General features: G+C 72.1%; 15 protein-coding genes and 1 pseudogene. 10 read left to right on the top strand and 6 right to left on the bottom strand.

All coding sequences use genetic code 11. The features are described 5' to 3' along the window. Positions 1-160: 160 nt before the first annotated feature. The 5 genes from AB0I68_RS26655 to AB0I68_RS26635 all read right to left on the bottom strand — a co-directional run bounded on the left by AB0I68_RS26655 (position 161) and on the right by AB0I68_RS26635 (position 4,601). Positions 161-982 (bottom strand): ABC transporter permease subunit, encoded by an 822-nt coding sequence (locus tag AB0I68_RS26655; RefSeq protein WP_363179893.1) that lies wholly within the window; start codon positions 980-982, stop codon positions 161-163. Beyond that, positions 979-1,896, bottom strand: a complete 918-nt coding sequence (locus tag AB0I68_RS26650; protein WP_363179892.1) for an ABC transporter ATP-binding protein — start codon at positions 1,894-1,896, stop codon at positions 979-981. Before AB0I68_RS26650 ends, AB0I68_RS26655 begins: the two co-directional genes overlap by 4 nt. Further along, complete coding sequence (locus AB0I68_RS26645; protein WP_363179891.1) at positions 1,889-2,749, bottom strand: FAD:protein FMN transferase; 861 nt, start codon at positions 2,747-2,749, stop codon at positions 1,889-1,891. The genes AB0I68_RS26650 and AB0I68_RS26645 overlap by 8 nt, the downstream gene beginning before the upstream one ends. Then, the gene (locus AB0I68_RS26640) at positions 2,742-3,158 is read right to left on the bottom strand and encodes an FMN-binding protein (protein WP_363179890.1); all 417 of its coding nucleotides are present in this window, start codon (positions 3,156-3,158) and stop codon (positions 2,742-2,744) included. Before AB0I68_RS26640 ends, AB0I68_RS26645 begins: the two co-directional genes overlap by 8 nt. A 69-nt stretch (positions 3,159-3,227) precedes the next feature. Continuing rightward, entirely contained in the window at positions 3,228-4,601 is a 1,374-nt protein-coding gene (locus tag AB0I68_RS26635) for a ferredoxin reductase family protein (protein WP_363179889.1), read from the bottom strand. Between the two features lie 184 nt (positions 4,602-4,785). Here AB0I68_RS26635 and AB0I68_RS26630 point away from each other — a divergent pair, with 184 nt between their 5' ends. The 4 genes and pseudogenes from AB0I68_RS26630 to AB0I68_RS26615 all read left to right on the top strand — a co-directional run. Next, positions 4,786-5,520, top strand: coding sequence for a response regulator transcription factor (locus tag AB0I68_RS26630; protein ID WP_363179888.1), 735 nt, complete (start codon positions 4,786-4,788; stop codon positions 5,518-5,520). 5 nt (positions 5,521-5,525) lie between these two features. Then, a complete protein-coding gene (locus tag AB0I68_RS26625; RefSeq protein ID WP_363179970.1) occupies positions 5,526-6,998 on the top strand; it encodes a HAMP domain-containing sensor histidine kinase in 1,473 nt (490 codons plus the stop codon). A 182-nt stretch (positions 6,999-7,180) separates the two neighbouring features. Further along, a complete protein-coding gene (locus tag AB0I68_RS26620) occupies positions 7,181-7,660 on the top strand; it encodes a CBS domain-containing protein (protein ID WP_363179887.1) in 480 nt (159 codons plus the stop codon). 8 nt (positions 7,661-7,668) lie between these two features. Next, positions 7,669-7,806, top strand: a pseudogene (locus AB0I68_RS26615) (LLM class flavin-dependent oxidoreductase); the annotation flags it as partial. Positions 7,807-7,839: 33 nt separating this feature from the next. Here AB0I68_RS26615 and AB0I68_RS26610 read toward each other — a convergent pair. Further along, the gene (locus AB0I68_RS26610) at positions 7,840-8,829 is read right to left on the bottom strand and encodes a TetR/AcrR family transcriptional regulator C-terminal domain-containing protein (protein WP_363179886.1); all 990 of its coding nucleotides are present in this window, start codon (positions 8,827-8,829) and stop codon (positions 7,840-7,842) included. Positions 8,830-8,996: 167 nt separating this feature from the next. Here AB0I68_RS26610 and AB0I68_RS26605 point away from each other — a divergent pair, with 167 nt between their 5' ends. From AB0I68_RS26605 to AB0I68_RS26580, 6 genes are all read left to right on the top strand, one after another. Next, positions 8,997-10,112 (top strand): FAD-dependent monooxygenase, encoded by a 1,116-nt coding sequence (locus AB0I68_RS26605; protein ID WP_363179885.1) that lies wholly within the window; start codon positions 8,997-8,999, stop codon positions 10,110-10,112. A gap of 76 nt (positions 10,113-10,188) precedes the next feature. Continuing rightward, a complete protein-coding gene (locus AB0I68_RS26600) occupies positions 10,189-11,394 on the top strand; it encodes an acyltransferase (protein WP_363179884.1) in 1,206 nt (401 codons plus the stop codon). A gap of 177 nt (positions 11,395-11,571) precedes the next feature. Continuing rightward, the gene (locus AB0I68_RS26595; protein ID WP_363179883.1) at positions 11,572-11,922 is read left to right on the top strand and encodes a hypothetical protein; all 351 of its coding nucleotides are present in this window, start codon (positions 11,572-11,574) and stop codon (positions 11,920-11,922) included. A 77-nt stretch (positions 11,923-11,999) separates the two neighbouring features. Next, positions 12,000-12,446 carry a hypothetical protein gene (locus AB0I68_RS26590; protein WP_363179882.1) on the top strand — a complete coding sequence of 149 codons (447 nt, stop codon included), beginning with the start codon at positions 12,000-12,002 and terminating at the stop codon, positions 12,444-12,446. A 188-nt stretch (positions 12,447-12,634) separates the two neighbouring features. Further along, a complete protein-coding gene (locus AB0I68_RS26585; protein ID WP_363179881.1) occupies positions 12,635-13,138 on the top strand; it encodes a metallophosphoesterase in 504 nt (167 codons plus the stop codon). A 1,320-nt stretch (positions 13,139-14,458) separates the two neighbouring features. After that, on the top strand, positions 14,459-16,635 hold a 2,177-nt coding region (locus tag AB0I68_RS26580; protein WP_363179880.1), incomplete at its 3' end, for a nitrate- and nitrite sensing domain-containing protein.

Raw genomic sequence — 16,635 nt, 5'->3', positions numbered from 1 at the left:
TCACCGCCTCGCACGTCAGCCCACGGGTCCACCCCGGATGGACTTCGGCCTCCACCCGCGTCAGTGCCCCGGATCAATCGTCTCGGCACCAGCAGACGAAGGATGTCCGTGTGGCCGCGGACATGGGCGGGGCGGATCGGTCTGCCCCCGCTTCCTCGGCTCAGGGCGCGAGATCCCGCCGTCTCAGCAGCACATGGGCCCATACGATCCCCAGCACTCCCACGCCCGCCAGCACGCCCAACTGCGGCCACAGCACACCGCCCCGGGCCAGTGCGTCACCGGGCGTGTAGTAGTGGAACGGGCTGACGAACCGCACAGGGGCCGCCGTCGGCCAGGCGAGGGCGATGAAGTTGACGGCGAATCCCACCGCGCCGATCGCGATGGTGGCCCCGACCACCTGGGCCCGCCTTCGGCCCCACGCCGAGACGGCCAGGGCGGGCCCGATCAGGCACAGCGCGAAACCGAACCCCATCAGCCCCGCGGCGAACACGCCGCGGATCGGCACGTCCCGGTGAATGCCCGGTGACAGCGCCACCCCCACCGCGATCGTGAGCGTCGCCGCGGCGTTGAGGGCCAGAGCAGCTGCCAGCACGGCCGCCGTGCGCTCGGCCAGCAGTCGGTTGCGGCTCACCGGCCGCACCATCAGAAGCTCGATCGTCCCGGACTCCACGTCGGCCGCCACCGCCGCCGCCGCGAGCGAGCCGATGGCCGTGAGCTGCATGGCGATCCAGAAGGGATGGGTCAGGCCGGCCCCGAGCAGGCCGGGGTAGCTGGCGATCGACACGTCCCCGCTCGATCCGCTGAACGCCTGGTACGCCGACGGCACGCCTGTGCCGTTCCCGGAGAACAGCCGGTCCGGCGAGATGGTGTTCGCGACCACGACGATGAGCGTCTCGAAGACGACCATCCCGATCAGCAGGGCGATCAGCATGCGGCGCCGGCGGTGCAGCGCCAGCCACAGCAGCGGCCATCGCTCCGTCACGGCCCCTCCTCGGGGCCGCCGTTTCGGTACAGGTCCAAGAACGCCTCGTCGAGCCCCGCCTCTTCCACGGTGACATCGGCAACCACCAGACCCAGCAGCCCCCGCAGCGCGCCCACCACCTCACTCGGCGGCACCAGCAGCTCCACCTGGTCCCCCTGCCAGCTCGGCGCCCAGCGCTCCGCACTCCCCAGAGGCCTCGCCCCCCGCCCGTCCGCGAACACCAGCCGGATCTTCCGCGCCCGTGCTTCGCGAAGGGCCGCAACGCTCTCCACCGTCACGAGCCGCCCGTCCCGTACGATCGCCACCCGCCCGCAGGCCCGCTGCACCTCCGGCAGTACGTGGCTGGACAGCAGCACCGTCCGCCCGCCGGCCGACGCCTCGCCCATCAGCTCGAAGAAAGTCTCCTGCACCAGCGGATCCAGTCCCTCGGTCGGCTCGTCCAGTACCACCAGCCGCGGATCGTGCTGCAACGCCTGCACCAGCCCGAGCTTCTGCTTCATCCCCCGCGAATAGCCGCCCACCGCGCGCCCGAGGATCTCCGTACTGAGTCCGAGCCGCTCGCACAGCTCGGCACGGCGGGGCGCGGGGACGCCCTGCAGGGCGGACAGCAGGTCCAGGGTCTGCTTCCCCGTGAGTTCCGGGTAGAGCCGCAGCTCTCCGGGCAGGTATCCCAGCTCGGGGGCCACTCGTCCGTGATCGGCGATCGGGTCCATGCCGAGCACCCGCACCCGCCCCGCCGTCGGCCGCAGCAACCCGGTCAGACAACGCAGCGTCGTCGTCTTCCCCGCGCCGTTCGGCCCGAGAAACCCGAACACCTCGCCGACTCGCACCCCCAGGCTCAGCTCTTCGACGCCGACCACCGTGCCGTACCGCTTGGTCAGCCCGCTCAGCTCGATGGCGTGCGCATCACGCATGCCCCCAGTCTCCGGCCGCGCGATCCCGGGCGCCCGCCGGGAACGCAGGGCTGTACTCACCCCGCGCGATGTCCCCTGCCGCGCCCGCGAGCGGGAATCCGCCGCTTCGGGCGGCCTGACCGTCGAGGTCGACCGTGAGGAGCTCGTATCCGGGCTGCGACGCGATCCAGGCGTGGGCATCGGGGCCGAGGACGACGGCGGCGGTGGCCCAGCTGTCGGCCCAGATCAGGTCGGGGCCGGTGACCGTGGCGGAGAGCAGGTGGTGGGCGGAGCGGCCGGTGCGGGGGTCGAGAATGTGCGGGCCGCGCTCGGCGCCGCCGGATGTGGCCACGGCGAAGTCCCGTCCCTCGACGGTGGTGAGCAGCCGGCCCGGTCGGCAGGGGTCGGCGATGCCGATCCGCCAGGGACGGCCCGGGGCGGGTTCGCCGCCGAGGCGGATGTCGCCTCCGCCGTTGACGAGGCTGTTGGGCAAGCCGGCGGCGCGCAGGATGGCGTAAGCCTGCTCGACGGCCCAGCCCTTCACGAGCCCCGACGGGTCCAGGCGGCCCCCGGCGTGTGCCGAGAAGCGACCCCGGGTGGCGCTTTCGGCCCGCTCGCACATCCGCAGGACGTGCTCGACTTCCGGTGGGGCATCGGCGGGGTTCATCGAGCCGTTGCCGATGCGACTGACGGCGCTGTCGGGGCGGTAGGTGGAGAAGACGCGGTCCACATGGTGCAGCCAGGCGACCGCCTCTCTCAGAGCGGCGTGCGTCGCGGGAGTGGGGTGGTGGCGGAGGTCGAAGGAGAAGACCGTGCCCATGACGTGTGCGGTGTGGCGCAGGTGCTCCAGTGGGCGGGGTGCCGGGTCAGGCACGGGAGTTGTCCAGGGCGCTCTGGAGGGAGCGGGTGTATCCCTCGCTGGTGTAGGTGGCTCCGGAGACCGCGTCGATCTGTGCGCTCTGGGCGCCGATCGCCTCGTCGGTGAGGCGGGGAACAGCGTAGGAGGCGATCTCACGGTCGCGGCGGTTCTCGGAGGGGACCTGGAGCACTTCGACGGCCGTCAGCCTGCCCGCGCTCATCGTGACGGCGACCTGCACGGGCCCGTAGCGCGTGTCGATCACGTCCCCGGTGAAGGTGCCCGAGCGGCTCGCCCCCGCGGACCCGGACGTCGGGTCCGTCCCGGCCGGCGGGTGCGCGGAGACGGCCGGATGGGCGGCGTGATGCGGCTTGAGCGCGAGCAGCGAGACGATGCCGGTCACGGTTGCCGTGGTGGTGAGGGCCATGCGGCGCACAGGGGCTCCTGGAAGGAAGGGCGGATGTCGCCGGGAACGGGGGCCGGGCGGACGCGGAGTTCACAGGGCGAAGGACTCCTGGTGGATCCGGTGACGGGAGACCCCGGCCTCGCGCAGGGCGGAGGCGGCGGCTTCGGTCATGCCGGGCGGCCCGCACAGGTAGACGTCGCGCCGGCCGAGGTCCGGTACGAGAGCGGTGAGGCAGGGGGCGGTGAGCGACAGCGCGTGCCCGGCCGGTTCGTCGACCGAGTAGTACACCTGGGCGCCGCGCGCGGCGGCGACGGCGTCGAGCTCGCCGCGTAGCACCAGGTCGGCCGGCGTGCGCGCCCAGTAGACGAGGATCAGGTCGCCGGGCAGCGACTCGAACAGGGCGCGCAGCGGGGTGATGCCGATGCCTCCCGCCAGCAGCAGGGTGCGGTCGGCCCGGGCGGTGCGGGCGACGAGCGCGCCGTACGGGCCCTCGGCCCACACGCGGGTACCGGGAGTGAGCTGCGCCAGGGCGGCGCTGTGGGCGCCGAGGGCCTTCACCGTGATGCGCAGGTACCGCGGGTGTGCGGGCGCGGACAAGGAGTACGGACTCGCCGTCCACCACAGGCCCCGGGCCAGGAAGCGCCAGCGGAAGAACTGCCCCGGGAGCGCGGCCAGCTCGTCGAGGCGGTCCCCGGTGACGTAAACGGAGACCACACCGGGCCCTTCGCGGCGGACCTCCGCGACGGTGAGGCGGTGCCGGCGAGCCGACCGTATCGGGGTGAGGAAACGGAACCAGAGCACGAGGGCGGCGGCCGACAGGTACATCGCGTACCAGAGGAGCTGTGCGCTGCGGTTGCCGACGAAGTCGGCGCCGTCCGCGAGCTGGTGGCCGAAGGCGAGGAAGACCGCCGCGTAGGTGGCGAGGTGGAGGAACTGCCAGGTCTCGTACGCGAGCCTGCGCCGGGCGGCGCGTGCGGAGACGACGGCGGTGAGGAGGAACAGGAACCAGGCCGCCGTGGCCTTGAGCATGTCCGGATAGCGCAGGATGAGGGTGGTGGTCTGGTCCACCAGTCCGGCGTGTCCGGTGAGCGCGTACCCCCAGGTGATCAGCAGGGTGTGGGCGAGGATCAGCGAGATCGCGTACCGGCCGCCGGCCGCGTGCCACCGGGCCAGGCGGTCGCTGCCGACCGTGCGGTCCAGCCAGGGGACCCGGGCCATGAGGACGACGATGACGGCGCAGGCATAGCCGGCGAGCAGGCCCGTGATGCGGCCCGCGTCGGTCAGCCAGCCGGCCGGGCCGACCACGGAGGTGGTGTCGGCCCACCACAGGCCGAGCACCGCGGCGGCGCCGGCCCAGCCGAGCACGTGCACGGCCGCGGGAACGAGACGTGTCGCGGGCGCGGGTCCGGCGGCCCCCCGGTGCAGGGGTCTGCGGGTCGCGTCGGTGGCGGGATGAACGGCCACGGCGTCTCCTGTCTCTCGGGCCGACCCGGATCGTGGGCGGGAGTGGCTGGTGGGGCAGGTGCACACCGTCGCGGAGCTTGCTCTGAGAATCCTTTGAACAGGCACTCCGCCGATCGGATTCAGAGGAAACTCAAAGGTGAGGTGAGGGCGCGTACGGGCTGCGATCGGCGATGCTGGGCTGACCATGTACTCTCCCGCGTCGCCTCCCCCTCTCCTGCGTCCCGACGGCAGTGCGGTCCGCGTCCTGGTCGTCGACGACGAGCCCGACCTCACCGACGTGCTGGGCGCGGCCCTGCGGTCGGAGGGGTGGGCCGTCCGCACCGCGGGCGATGCCGCCGGGGCCCTGTCGAGCGCGGCGCAGTTCGAGCCCGACCTCGTCGTACTGGACTGGATGCTCCCCGATCTGGACGGGCTGTCCGTACTGCGTGCGCTGCGCGAGCGCTGTCCGGGCGTGTGCGTCCTGTTCCTGACGGCGCGGGACGCGGTGGAGGACCGCATCGCGGGCATCACCGCGGGCGGCGACGACTACGTCACCAAGCCGTTCAGCCTGGAGGAGGTGCTGGCACGGCTGCGCGGGCTGATGCGGCGGGCCGGGATGGCCCGCGCCGGCCAGAGCCCGCGACTGGTGGTGGGCGACCTGGTCATGGACGAGGAGGCACGAGAGGTCACCCGGGGCGGGGAGCTGGTCGAGCTGTCGCGCACCGAGTTCGAGCTGCTGCGGTTCCTGATGCGCAACCCCCGCCGGGTCCTGTCGAAAGAGCAGATCCTGGACCGGGTGTGGTCCTACGACTTCGGCGGCCGCGCGCACGTGGTCGAGTTGTACATCAGCTACCTCCGCAAGAAGATCGACGCCGGTCGGACCCCGGTGATCCACACGGTGCGCGGAGTGGGCTACGTCCTGAAGCCGGAGCAGCCGTGACGCGCGTGCGGCTGCGCCCGCCCCGCTCGCTGCGCGCCCGGCTGACGGCCGGGCTCGTGGTGCTTCTGGGCCTGGCCTGCGCGGCCGTCGGGGTGGTGACCGTACTCGCGCTGCGCGGCTTCCTCATCGGCCGGGTCGATCAGCAGCTCACCGCGAGCGGGGGCCGGTTCGCGGCCAGCCTGGAGCACGAGGCCAGACCCGACGCGGACAACCTCCCCGACACGCGAGGCCAAGCGGTGGGAACCTTCGGTGCCCGCCTGCTGGACGGCCGGGTGACCGAGGCCGCCGTCGTGGACAATGCCAGCCAGCGGTCCGTCCCCCTCGGCCCGGCGGACCTCCGGACACTGAACACGGTGCGGGCCGACGGCGAGGGCCACAGCGTGCGGCTGTCCGCCCTCGGCCGGTACCGGGTGGTCGCCGCGCCGGGCGACGACGGCGACGTCCTGATCACCGGACTTCCCCTGCATCCGGTCGAGGAGACCGTCCACCGCCTCGAGGCGGTGGAGACCGCGGTCTTCGCCGCCGCCCTGCTCACCGCCGGATGCGCCGCCGCGCTGTGGGTGCGGTTTTCCCTGCGTCCGCTGGAGCAGGTGTCCCGGACCGCCACCGCGGTCACCCGGCTGCCGCTGGCGACCGGCGAGGTCGCGATGCCCGGCCCCGTCCCGTACGCCGATCCGGACACCGAGGTCGGCCGGGTCGCCACCGCGCTCAATCGCATGCTCGGCCACGTCGGCGACGCGCTGACCCGCCGCCACGTCAGCGAGGAGCGGCTGCGCGCCTTCGCCGCCGACGCCAGCCACGAGCTGCGCACGCCCGTGGCCACCATCCGCGCCCATGCCGAGCTTGCCCTGCGCCATCCCGGGCCCGTTCCCGACGAGGTACGCCACGCCCTCGGCCGGGTGGCCGCGGAATCGCACCGGATGAGCGCCCTGGTCGACGACCTGCTGCTGCTCGCCCGCCTCGACGCCGGCCGCCCGCTGGACCGGCAGCCGGTCGACCTGACCCGCATCGTCCTCGACGCGCTGGACGACGTCCGCGCGCTGTCACCCGGCCACCGCTGGGAACTGGATCTGCCCGAGGAACCCGTGGTCGTCCCGGGAGACGAGTACCGGCTGCACCAGGTGGTCGCCAACCTCCTCGCCAACGCCCGCCTCCACACCCCTCCCGGCACCCGGGTCGTCGTGGCGCTGTCCGCAGATGCCGAGCGGGCCGAACTGACCGTCACCGACAACGGGCCCGGTATCCCGGAGAATTCTCTGCCCGACATCTTCCGCCGCTTCTCCCGGGCCGACGTCGGCCGCTCCCGCCGCGCCGGGTCCACCGGCCTCGGGCTCGCCATCGTGAAGGCCGTCACCCACGCGCACGCCGGCACCGTCACGGTCGAGAGCCGCCCCGGACTCACCTGCTTCCGGCTGCTCCTGCCGAGCGGGCCGCTCCCGCCTGCCGGCGGGCGGGACCGTCAGCCCGGCTTGCCGTAGCCGCGCCGGCGCCCGATGTGCCGGATCTGCGCATGCGGCGCGCCCGGGTGGGAGGCATCCTCGAATGAGAAGTGACCGTCCCTGTCATTCCTTCCCGGCTTCCTACGACGCGGAGGCAACGATATGGAGCCGTCCGGCGTCACAACACAGGCGATCCGCCGCGATTTCCCGGCGAGCACACGATGAACGTCTCCGAGACGATGAGCTCACCGGCGGTGGCCGTCCCGGCCCGAACACCGATCGGCGACGTGGCCCAGCGGATGGACGAGTACGGGGTCGGTTCGGTGGTGGTCACGCAAGGCGGCACCCTGCGGGGTATCGCCACCGATCGTGACCTCGCCCTGCGAGCGCTGTCCCAGGGACTGGACAGCGACGTACCGGTGGAGAGAGTGATGTCCTCCCCCGTGATCACCGTGGCCGTGACCGCAGACATCCGTGAGGCGTACCGGATCTTCCGGAGGTCGCAGGTCCGGCGCCTCCCCGTTCTGGACGGGCGGCGTGTGGTGGGCATGCTGACCGTGGACGACATGCTGATGGATGTCTTCCAGCGCGTGGCCGATCTGCTGGGACCCGTTGCCTGGAGCGTTCTGGAGGAGCCACCCGGGCCGCCCTCCGCTACTGGCCCTGCGCGGAACATGACCTCTCCGGACGACGCGCGGTGACGGAGCGACGATCCTCTGACCACCTGGAGCGGCCGCGGGAGGCGATGGGCGCCGACGAGCTGCTGATCACGACGATCACCCACCGGCACGCGGACCGGGTCCGCTCCTGTCGCCTGCCGGCGGAGGAGTGGCAGCGGCGCGGCTGAGCGACGGCCCGGCGAGTTCGTCCCGCCTGGGCGTCAGGCGGGCGGTCTCGGGGTTGACAGCTCGGCGGAAGTTTTCTGATCTTCGACGATGGGAGCCAGGCCGTCGAGGAGCGCCTTGAGGCCGAATGCGAAAAGAGCGTCGAGATTCAGGTCGTAGCCGTCCTCGAAGGTTCCGACCAGCTTGGTGAAGGTCGGGAAGCGGCCGGATCCCACCAGTTCGCGGAGGGCGGGGGCGCGGCTGTCCATCCACTGGTCTTCCGACTGGCCTGTGGCGGCTTCGGCGTGCGCTTCGCTCTCCAGGTGCGCCGCCAGGCCCTGGACATGGCTGTAGAGCAGGACGTGGATGTCGAACAATGTGGTGGGGGCGAGGCCATGGCCGTCGAGGGCGCCCAGCGCCCACTCGCCGTGGACCATCAGATTGGGTACGAGCAACGGGCGCGTGAGGCAGCCGAGCTGGGCCAGCCAAGGGTGCTTCCGGTACAGGCTCCAGAGGGTCCGGGCGCCGAGCTCGATGCGGGTACGCCAATCCTCGGGGGCGTCCGCGGGGTAGGACTCCTCGCCGAACGCGGCATCGGCCATGTACAGGACGAGGTCTTCCTTGCTCGGGACATACCGGTAGGTCGACATCACCGCGACGCCGAGCCGGGCCGCGACGCCGCGCATGGAGAGCGCCGTGAGCCCTTCGGCGTCGGCGATCTCGATGGCGGTACGGACGATCCGGTCGAGACTCAGCTCCTGCTCGGAGTTCGCGCCGGGTGACGGGCGCCTGCGGGCCGGCGCGGCGGGGGCAGTTCCGGCGACGACCGTGCCGATCCGAGGCCGGGCCTCGACGAGTCCCTCCAGCCGCAGGGCCGTCAGGGCCTTGGTGGCGGTGGCGAGGGCCACGCCCCATTCCCCGGCGATCTGCCGGGTCGAGGGGACCCGGTCCCCAGGGGCGAGTTCACCGTCCGCGATCCGCCGCCGGATCGCGGCGACGATGCGCAGATAGGGCGGATCACCAGCTGTGTATGTGGTCTTCCTCACGTCCTGCCATCTCCCTGTCCTGTACTAGTACAGAGGGTAGCAGCGGCCCTGCCGGATGGAGGGTGTCTGTCCTAGTACAGGGGCTGCTGTTTGGCCAGTTGAAGAGCCTGCGAGTGCGACGTACGTTCAGAGCGCGTACACCGTACAGAGCACTGGAGGAACCTCTCATGCAGACCGTACTCATCTCCGGCGGCGGAATCGCCGGGCCCGTCCTCGCCTACTGGCTGCGCCGTCACGGCTTCGCGCCCACCGTCGTCGAACGCGCCCCGGGCCAACGCCCCGGCGGCCAGGCCGTGGACATCCGCGGCGTCGCGCTCGAAGTCGTGGAGCGGATGGGCCTGCTGGAGCAGGCACGCCGCGTACGGACCCGGATGCGCGGCATGTCGATCCTCGACCCCGAAGGCCACGAGCTTGACCGCTCCACCGAGGCGACCTTCAGCAGCGGCCGGCTCGACAGCGAAGACATCGAGGTGCTGCGCGAGGACCTGGTACGGATGGTGTACGAGCACACGCGCGCAGACGTCGAGTACCTCTTCGGCGACGGCATCATCGCACTCGACGAGGACGAGACCGGCGTGCGCGTCGACTTCGCACACGGGCCGTCCCGCACCTTCGACCTCGTGATCGGGGCCGACGGCCTCCACTCCACCGTCCGACGCCTGGCCTTCGGTCCGGAGGAGCGTTTCGCCCACCACCTGGGCAGCTACCTCTCGGTATTCAGCGCGGACAACTTCCTCGCCCTGGACGACTGGCAGATGTGGCTGCGGGACGGCAACGCGGGCTTCGGCATCATGCCCGTACGCCGCAACACCGAACTCCGGATCGCCTTCGGCTTCGAGTCCGCCCCTCTCGCCCACGACCTCCGCGCCGACGAGGCCCTCGCCCTGCGGCAGCTTGTCGTGGACAAGCTCGCGTCGATGCGGTGGGAAGGGGCTCGCCTGGCCGAAGCCGCCCGGAAGGCGCCCGACTTCTACTGCGACGCCATGGCCCAGATCCGCATGGACCACTGGTCGCGGGGCCGGGTGACCTTGCTGGGAGACGCCGGCTACTGCCCTTCCCCCCTCTCGGGGCAGGGCACCAGCCTGGCCCTCGTGGGCGCCCACGTGCTGGCCGATTGCATTGCCCGAGCCAACGGCGACCACCGCATCGCGTATGCCCGCTACGAGCGTCGGATGCGCCCTTTCGTCACCCTCAACCAGGCCCTGGCCACGGAGAATCCCGGCGGACCCGCCTCGGAGGAATCCGTCGCACACGCCAAGAACGCACTCTCACTGGACAGCTGATCCCCTGCCTGGTGCGGCCCGCCTCCCGGGTCCATGCCCAAAGCCTTGCGGTGCGTGAGCTGTACAGTGCCTCGCTATGAGTGCGTGGAGAGCCCGACCCCCCAGACCGTCCGGGCGGAGCCGCTGCCCCTCCCGCAGCGCCGAGACGGACAGCGGCGTCCGCCTGGCAGCCCTGGACGGCGTCCGGATCATCGCCGCGCTCGCCGTGCTCTGCTACCACTACCTCGCCCTGGACAGCGCCTGGGGGAAGCCGGCCGCCGCCGTCTTCCCCGTGGCGAGCAAGTGCGCCGCGTACGGCTGGCTCGGCGTCGAGCTGTTCTTCACCGTCAGCGGGTTCGTGATCTGCATGAGCGCCTGGGGCCGCACCGCCGGAGAGTTCGCGATCTCCCGCATCTCCCGTCTCTTCCCCGCCTACTGGGCGGCCGTGGCCTTCACCTCCACGGTGCTGTTCGCCTGGCCGGAGGTACGAGGCGTCAAGGCGTTCAGCGACGTGGTGGTGAACCTGTCGATGCTCCAAGGCGGCATGAAAGTGCCGCACATCGACGACGCGTACTGGACCCTCTTCGTCGAGCTGAAGTTCTACGTACTGTTCGCGCTCGTCATCCTGCGCGGCGTGACCTACCGCAACTGCGTCGTCTTCTGCGCGGTCTGGACCCTGGCCGGCATCGTGGCACCCACGGCGGACAACGGCCTGCTGTCCTTCTTCGCGATACCGTCGTTCTCGCCGTACTTCATCGCCGGCATCGCGTTCTACCTGATGCGCCGCTTCGGGCCCAATCCCGTCCTATGGACCATCGCCGGGCTCCAGTTCCTCCTCGCGCAGGGCTACGTCCAAAGCCGCACCATCACCAACCTGGGACGCACCACCGCCTTCGAACTGCCGGCCTGGCCGGCACACACGATCATCGCCTGCGGGTTCCTCGTCATGGCCGGCATCGCCCTCGGCGCCTTCGACCGCATCCGGTGGCGCTGGCTGCCGCACGCCGGAGCGCTCACCTACCCGCTCTACCTGATCCACATGATGGCCGGGCTGACGCTCATCCACCACTTCCGCCACCTCGTCGCACCCGTCCCCCTCGTGCTGGGGGTGACCACGGCCATGGCCGTACTCGCCTGGCTCATCCACCGCCTGATCGAACGCCCCCTGGGCCGGCTGCTGCGCACCGGCCTGCGCCGCGGCGTGGAGGACATCCGCAGGGGCACCCCGCGCCGGGCGGCGGTCCCCGCGATCCCGGCGCAGCCGCCCGCCCCCGAAGCGGAACGCATCTCCGCACCCCACTGACGGCCCGCCCGGCCCCCGGCCTCCAGGCCCCGTGGGCGGCCGCCGGCTGCACGGCTTCGCGCGGCCACGGTCTCCGCGGCCGCCAACCGGTCCACCTGGTGCCTCGGCCACCGAACCCCGGCCCAGTACGAACGCGCCCACTCCGCCCTCGCAGGCCATCACCGCCCGCGTGGTGCGGTGCCGGACCCGGGGGGCCGCCGCGTCGCCGAGGTCACGCGCGCGGCGGACCTGCCGGTCAGCGAGGCGCGCGCCCGCTACACGCTGGTGTGGGCGCTGCGGGCGATGCTGCGCACCCGGCAGGCCCGGGCCGAGGCCGACCGGGTGATCGCGCTGCGCCGGCGGACCGGGCAGGTGGCCCTGCTGGCCCCCGCGCTCACCGCACTCGCCCTGACCGGCGTCCACCACGGCAGCGACGAGGAGATCGCGGCCTCCCTCATGACGCGCGCCTGCCCCGGCCCGTCCGGAACGGTCATGGTGCGGGCGGCAACGGTTCAGATCTTGATCACCTCACCTTCGTATGTCATGTGAAATATCACATGACATACGAGCCGCCTGCGGGGGCGCTGGGCCCTGGGCGGTGATCCACGAGGTTGAGGAGAATCCCGATGAACCGCTTGGCCCTTCCGGCAGTCGGCGCTGCAGTCCTGACCGTCCTTGTGAGCGCTCCCGCCTTCGCCGCCCCTGCGGCCGCCACCGAGACCGTCACCTCCTGCGGCAGCCCGGGTCTTCAGGCAGGTCTGACGACCCGGGTGTGCGCCGATGTCACCGGTACGACCGTCGAGTTCTACGGCAAGGTCGCCCTCGCGGGCCCGCCGTCCCCCGGCAGCCCGGCGCCCTCGCCGAGGCAGCTGTTCACGACGCTGTCCGCCGAGGTCGTCGGCGGCTCGCCCGTCACGCAGGAGAGGCCGGTCATCTTCGCCTCTTCGGCCCTCGAGGTCCGCGGTCCGGTCAGCGCCGCCCCCTGTGGCTCGACCGTCCGCGCCACCTTTGGTGTGGCCTCCTTCCCCTGGGCGGCCAAGCCGGTTGTCCACGAGATCACCATCACCTGCTGAGAGCCCCACGCACCCCGGCGCGACCAGCCGCAGGAAGCGGGGCGAGGGAGCGCCAAGGCGTTACCGCTGACGGCAGGGGCTGCGGCGAGGACCGCGGCCCCTGCTCCGGCTCCGGGCCGGCCGGGATCAACCACCCGCACGCCCGCGCCGACGAGGACGCCAGGCGGTGCGACGCGTACGGTGGGCGCGTGAGGCTCCTGCTGACCTCGGACACGCACGTACCGGCGCGGGCCAAGCGCCTGCCGGACGTCCTGCTCACAGCCGTCGACGAAGCCGACGTGGTGATCCATGCCGGGGACTGGACCGACGAAGCCACCCTCGACCTGCTGGAATCGAGGTCCCGCCGTCTGATCGCCGTGTACGGCAACAACGACGGCCCCGCCCTGCGCGGCAGGCTTCCCGAGATCGCCCGCGCCGAGCTGGGCGGTCTGCGCTTCGTGGTCGTCCACGAGACGGGCCCGGCAGCCGGGCGCGAGCGGCGCTGCGCCGAGCGCTTCCCCGACGCCGACGTCCTGGTGTTCGGCCACAGCCACATTCCGTGGGACTCCACGGCCCCGGGCGGGCTCCGCCTGCTCAATCCCGGCTCCCCGACCGACCGCCGACGGCAACCGCACCACACCTTCCTGACCCTGACCGCCGTCGACGGAACGCTGCGCGAGGCCGTACTTCACCGCCTGCCCGCACGGTCTTGACCTCGAGGGCGTCATCGCCGCGTGCCTGCGACCCGCCCCCCCGCCCCCTGCCAAGGCCCGTGTCCCTGGAGCACAGCCCTCCCGCAGCGCCGCGAGTTCAGCCGGAGGCAGTCGCAGCGAAGCACCGCGCCGGCCGGCGTCCAGACGTGCGACGCCCGTGTCGAGCCACTGGGGAAGGGGCTCGACGCCGATGAAGCCGGCCAGCCGCGTCAGCTCCTCGCGGGGCCGGTCGAGGAGGTCCTCGTAGGCGAGCGTGGTGCGCATCGGTGCAGGCACGGCGTCGAGATGAGACACCCCCCGGACGACGAGCTCCGACCACAGCGCCGCGAAGCCCGCCGCCGGCAGCTCGCGGTCCAGCACCAACGCGGAATCGAAGCGTTCGGTCAGCAGCCGCGACAGCTCGGGCGGCAAGGACCGCACCTGCTCCTCGGTCAGGTCCTCTACGCGCACCGCGCCGGTCCGGGCGAGGACTTCCCGCAGCAGGAAGATCAGCCGGTAGCCGGTGTGCCTGCTCATGGACAGCGCGCAGTCCGGCCCGTCCCTGAACAGGTGCACGAAGCGAGCCCGGGGGAAGACCCGGCGCAACAGTGGGACCCGGTCCGACGAGAAGCCCGACCGCTCCACCACCGCCGTAGGTCCGAACCGGGCGCACAGCAGGCCGAAGAGCGCCTCGTACTGGCCGGCGGCGGTACGGGTCGGCCAGCCGCGCACCTCCTTCTCCAGCTCGTCGAAGAGGCCGTCCGGGTCGTCGGTCAGGTGCGGGAGCACCATCAGGGACAGGGCCGGGATGCCGGTGGTCTCGGTCGCGAAGCGTCCGGGACGGCGCGTGTAGACGAACTCCGGCATCGGCACGCCGCTGCGGATCATCCGCTCGAACAGCGGATTGGGGTCGGCCAGCAGCCGCCAGAACTCCACGCCGCCGATGAGGCCTTCAGGGAAGCCCCGGCTCTGCACCGACGACAGCAGCTCGTTCAGACTGAGCACGTCCGGATGCGCGTTGACGATGCCCGACAGGGCGGTCGACCCGCTGCGGCCCGTACCCACGACAAAGGTCAGAGTGCGCATGTCATCAAACTCCTCCGACGATGCCCCGTACCGATCGCGACCAGCCTTCCCCACCTGTCGCCGCCCGATGCCACGACCGTGAACGACCTGTGGACGGCGGCTCGGCGCCATTACCACGCAAAGGTATGGAAGTAAGGTCTCCGTTTATTAGGACTGGCTGGATATGATCGGCATCCTTACCCCACAGGGCCGTGTCGGCAGCCCCCTCATGCCCTCGTCCAGGCCCGCCCCCGTCTCCGCCGCTCCCGAGGACCGATGTCTGCGATGGCACCCGAAGGCCCACAAGGCCCGCCGCCCGTTCGGCGCCGCCACACCGTGCGCCTGCGTACGTTGCTGGTCTGCCTGGCCGTCGTCCCCACCGTGGCGATGGGGGCCCAGGTCACCGTGACCACCCAGCGGTTGCTGGCCCAGTCGGAGCACCTGCGCGCCGACGTGGAAACCGGCGAGCGGATCGGCGTGCCGCTGGTCAGGCTGATGAACGAGCTGCAGGCCGAGCGGGCGATGGCGGCGGCGCGGTGGGCAGGATCCCCCGTGGCCGAGGACGCCCTGCGCGACAAGCGGGCCGAAACGGACCGGGCGGCAGCGGAGTTCCGGCAGCTCCCGGGCAGCGGCAGCGACCACGGGGTGCCGGCCTCAGGGCAGGGCGATGAGCGCCTCGCTGCCGTGAGCGGGCGGCTCGACCTGCTGGCCTCGTACCGCAAACGCGTGGACGCCCACATCGGCAGCGCCGATCAGGCGGTCGGCTATTACACCGGCACGATCGACGACATCATCCGCGCCTACCAGGATGAATTCAGCCACGCGGACGACGCCGAACTCGCCCAGGAGAGCCGGCCCGCCGTCGCGCTGTTCTCAGCCTCCGAGATGGTCGCGCGCGAGGACACCGCCCTCGCGCTGGCCGGGCCCTCCCGCGAGCTGGCGGCCACCGGTTTCTCCCAGTTCCTCGACGCCTTCGGCGCCCACCGGTACCTGTACGACACCTGGATCGTGCCGTACCTCCCGCCCGCCGAACTGGAGTCGTACGACAAGCTCACCGGCTCGGACGCCTGGCAGACCAAGCTCCGCATCGAGAACGCGGTCGTCGCCAACCACAAGGACACCGCGAACGGCGTGAAGCTGCCGGCCGACGTCGACGACTGGCCCGCCGCGCACCGCACGTTCGCGCCGGGGTTGGCCGCACTCAACACGGAACGGGCCCGGAGCGTGCTCGCGCACGCCGACGCGAAGGCTTCCGACCTGGAGACCGAGGTCTACTGGCTGGTCGGGGCCAGCGGCAGTGCCCTGCTGCTGGTCACCGCGGTCGTCGTCCTCACCACGCGATCGGTCCTGCGCCGGCTGAGCCGCCTGCACACCCGTACGGTCGCCATCGCCGAGGAGACGCTGCCCGAGGTGGTGGCCCGCCTCCAGCGCGGGGAGGCCGTCGACGAAGAGGCGTTGCCGGTCGTGCGCGGGCGCCAGGACGAGGTCGGGCAGATCACCGACGCCTTCGCCCGGGTGGTCGCCGTGTCCGTCGACGGGCACCGGCAACTCGCCGCAGAGCGGCACGGCTTCGGCCTGTTCGCCTCGGGCATCGCCTCGCGCACCGGAAACCTCGTCAGCCGGCAGCTCAGCCTGACCGAGGAACTCCAGGACACCTTCGGCCACGACGAGGCGCTCCTCGCCCAGTTGATGCGGTCCGACCAGCTGACGGTGGGGATGCGGCGGCAGATCGAGAACCTGCTGATCCTCGCCGACGGCGAGATCCCGGACCCGCACACCGAGCCCATGCGCGTGGCCGACCTGCTGCGCGAGGCAGCGGCGGAGGTCGAGGACTTCCGGCGTATCGAACGGCAGGCGCTGGACGAGGCGAGCGTGCAGCCGCACGCGATCAGCCAGATCAGCCACCTGCTGGCGGAGCTGCTGGACAACGCGACCCGGTTCTCGCCGCCGCGGTCCAAGGTGGTCGTCCGCGCCGAACTCGTGGCGGACGGACTGTCGGTCGAGATCGAGGACCGCGGACCACGCGTCTCGGCCACCGGGTACGAGGCCATGAACGAGCGCCTGCACTCGGCGCCGCCGTACTCCGTCCTCGCGGAGAACGCGCAGCGGCTGGGCCTCTTCGTCGTGGGCCACCTGGCCGACCAGCTCCAGGCCCGGGTCACGCTGCGGCGCTCGGTGTACGGGGGGACGGCGGCCGTGGTGATCCTGCCGAGCGGGCTCCTGGCGCCCACCGGAGGGAAGACGGAGCGCGGGCGGGTGCCGACCCCGGCACCGGCTGAGCCCGGGCCGCGGCCCGAGCGGGATCCGGGGCCGGCTGCCGTGCTCAACCCCGTACGCGAACCCGTACGCGAACCCGTTCGCGCTCCCGCACCCGACGCCGACGCCCCGCCGGCCCCCGCCCCGGTACCCGTACCGCCGCGGCCCGAGCGGTCGCTGCCCGCCCGCTCCGCGGC

Origin of the sequence: Streptomyces sp. NPDC050448 (assembly GCF_040655295.1) — a bacterium.
In the GTDB taxonomy this organism is placed as follows: domain Bacteria; phylum Actinomycetota; class Actinomycetes; order Streptomycetales; family Streptomycetaceae; genus Streptomyces.
Note: the sequence above shows the minus strand (reverse complement) of the source record. Positions and strands in the feature narration are given on the sequence as shown.

What these genes read in the sequence shown, in the direction of transcription:
- AB0I68_RS26590 (WP_363179882.1), top strand. Translation starts at nt 12,000, where the DNA reads ATGAACCGCTTGGCCCTTCCGGCAGTCGGCGCTGCAGTCCTGACCGTC.
- AB0I68_RS26600 (WP_363179884.1), top strand. Translation starts at nt 10,189, where the DNA reads ATGAGTGCGTGGAGAGCCCGACCCCCCAGACCGTCCGGGCGGAGCCGC.
- AB0I68_RS26640 (WP_363179890.1), bottom strand. Translation starts at nt 3,158, where the DNA reads ATGGCCCTCACCACCACGGCAACCGTGACCGGCATCGTCTCGCTGCTC.
- AB0I68_RS26650 (WP_363179892.1), bottom strand. Translation starts at nt 1,896, where the DNA reads ATGCGTGATGCGCACGCCATCGAGCTGAGCGGGCTGACCAAGCGGTAC.
- AB0I68_RS26605 (WP_363179885.1), top strand. Translation starts at nt 8,997, where the DNA reads ATGCAGACCGTACTCATCTCCGGCGGCGGAATCGCCGGGCCCGTCCTC.
- AB0I68_RS26630 (WP_363179888.1), top strand. Translation starts at nt 4,786, where the DNA reads ATGTACTCTCCCGCGTCGCCTCCCCCTCTCCTGCGTCCCGACGGCAGT.
- AB0I68_RS26620 (WP_363179887.1), top strand. Translation starts at nt 7,181, where the DNA reads ATGAACGTCTCCGAGACGATGAGCTCACCGGCGGTGGCCGTCCCGGCC.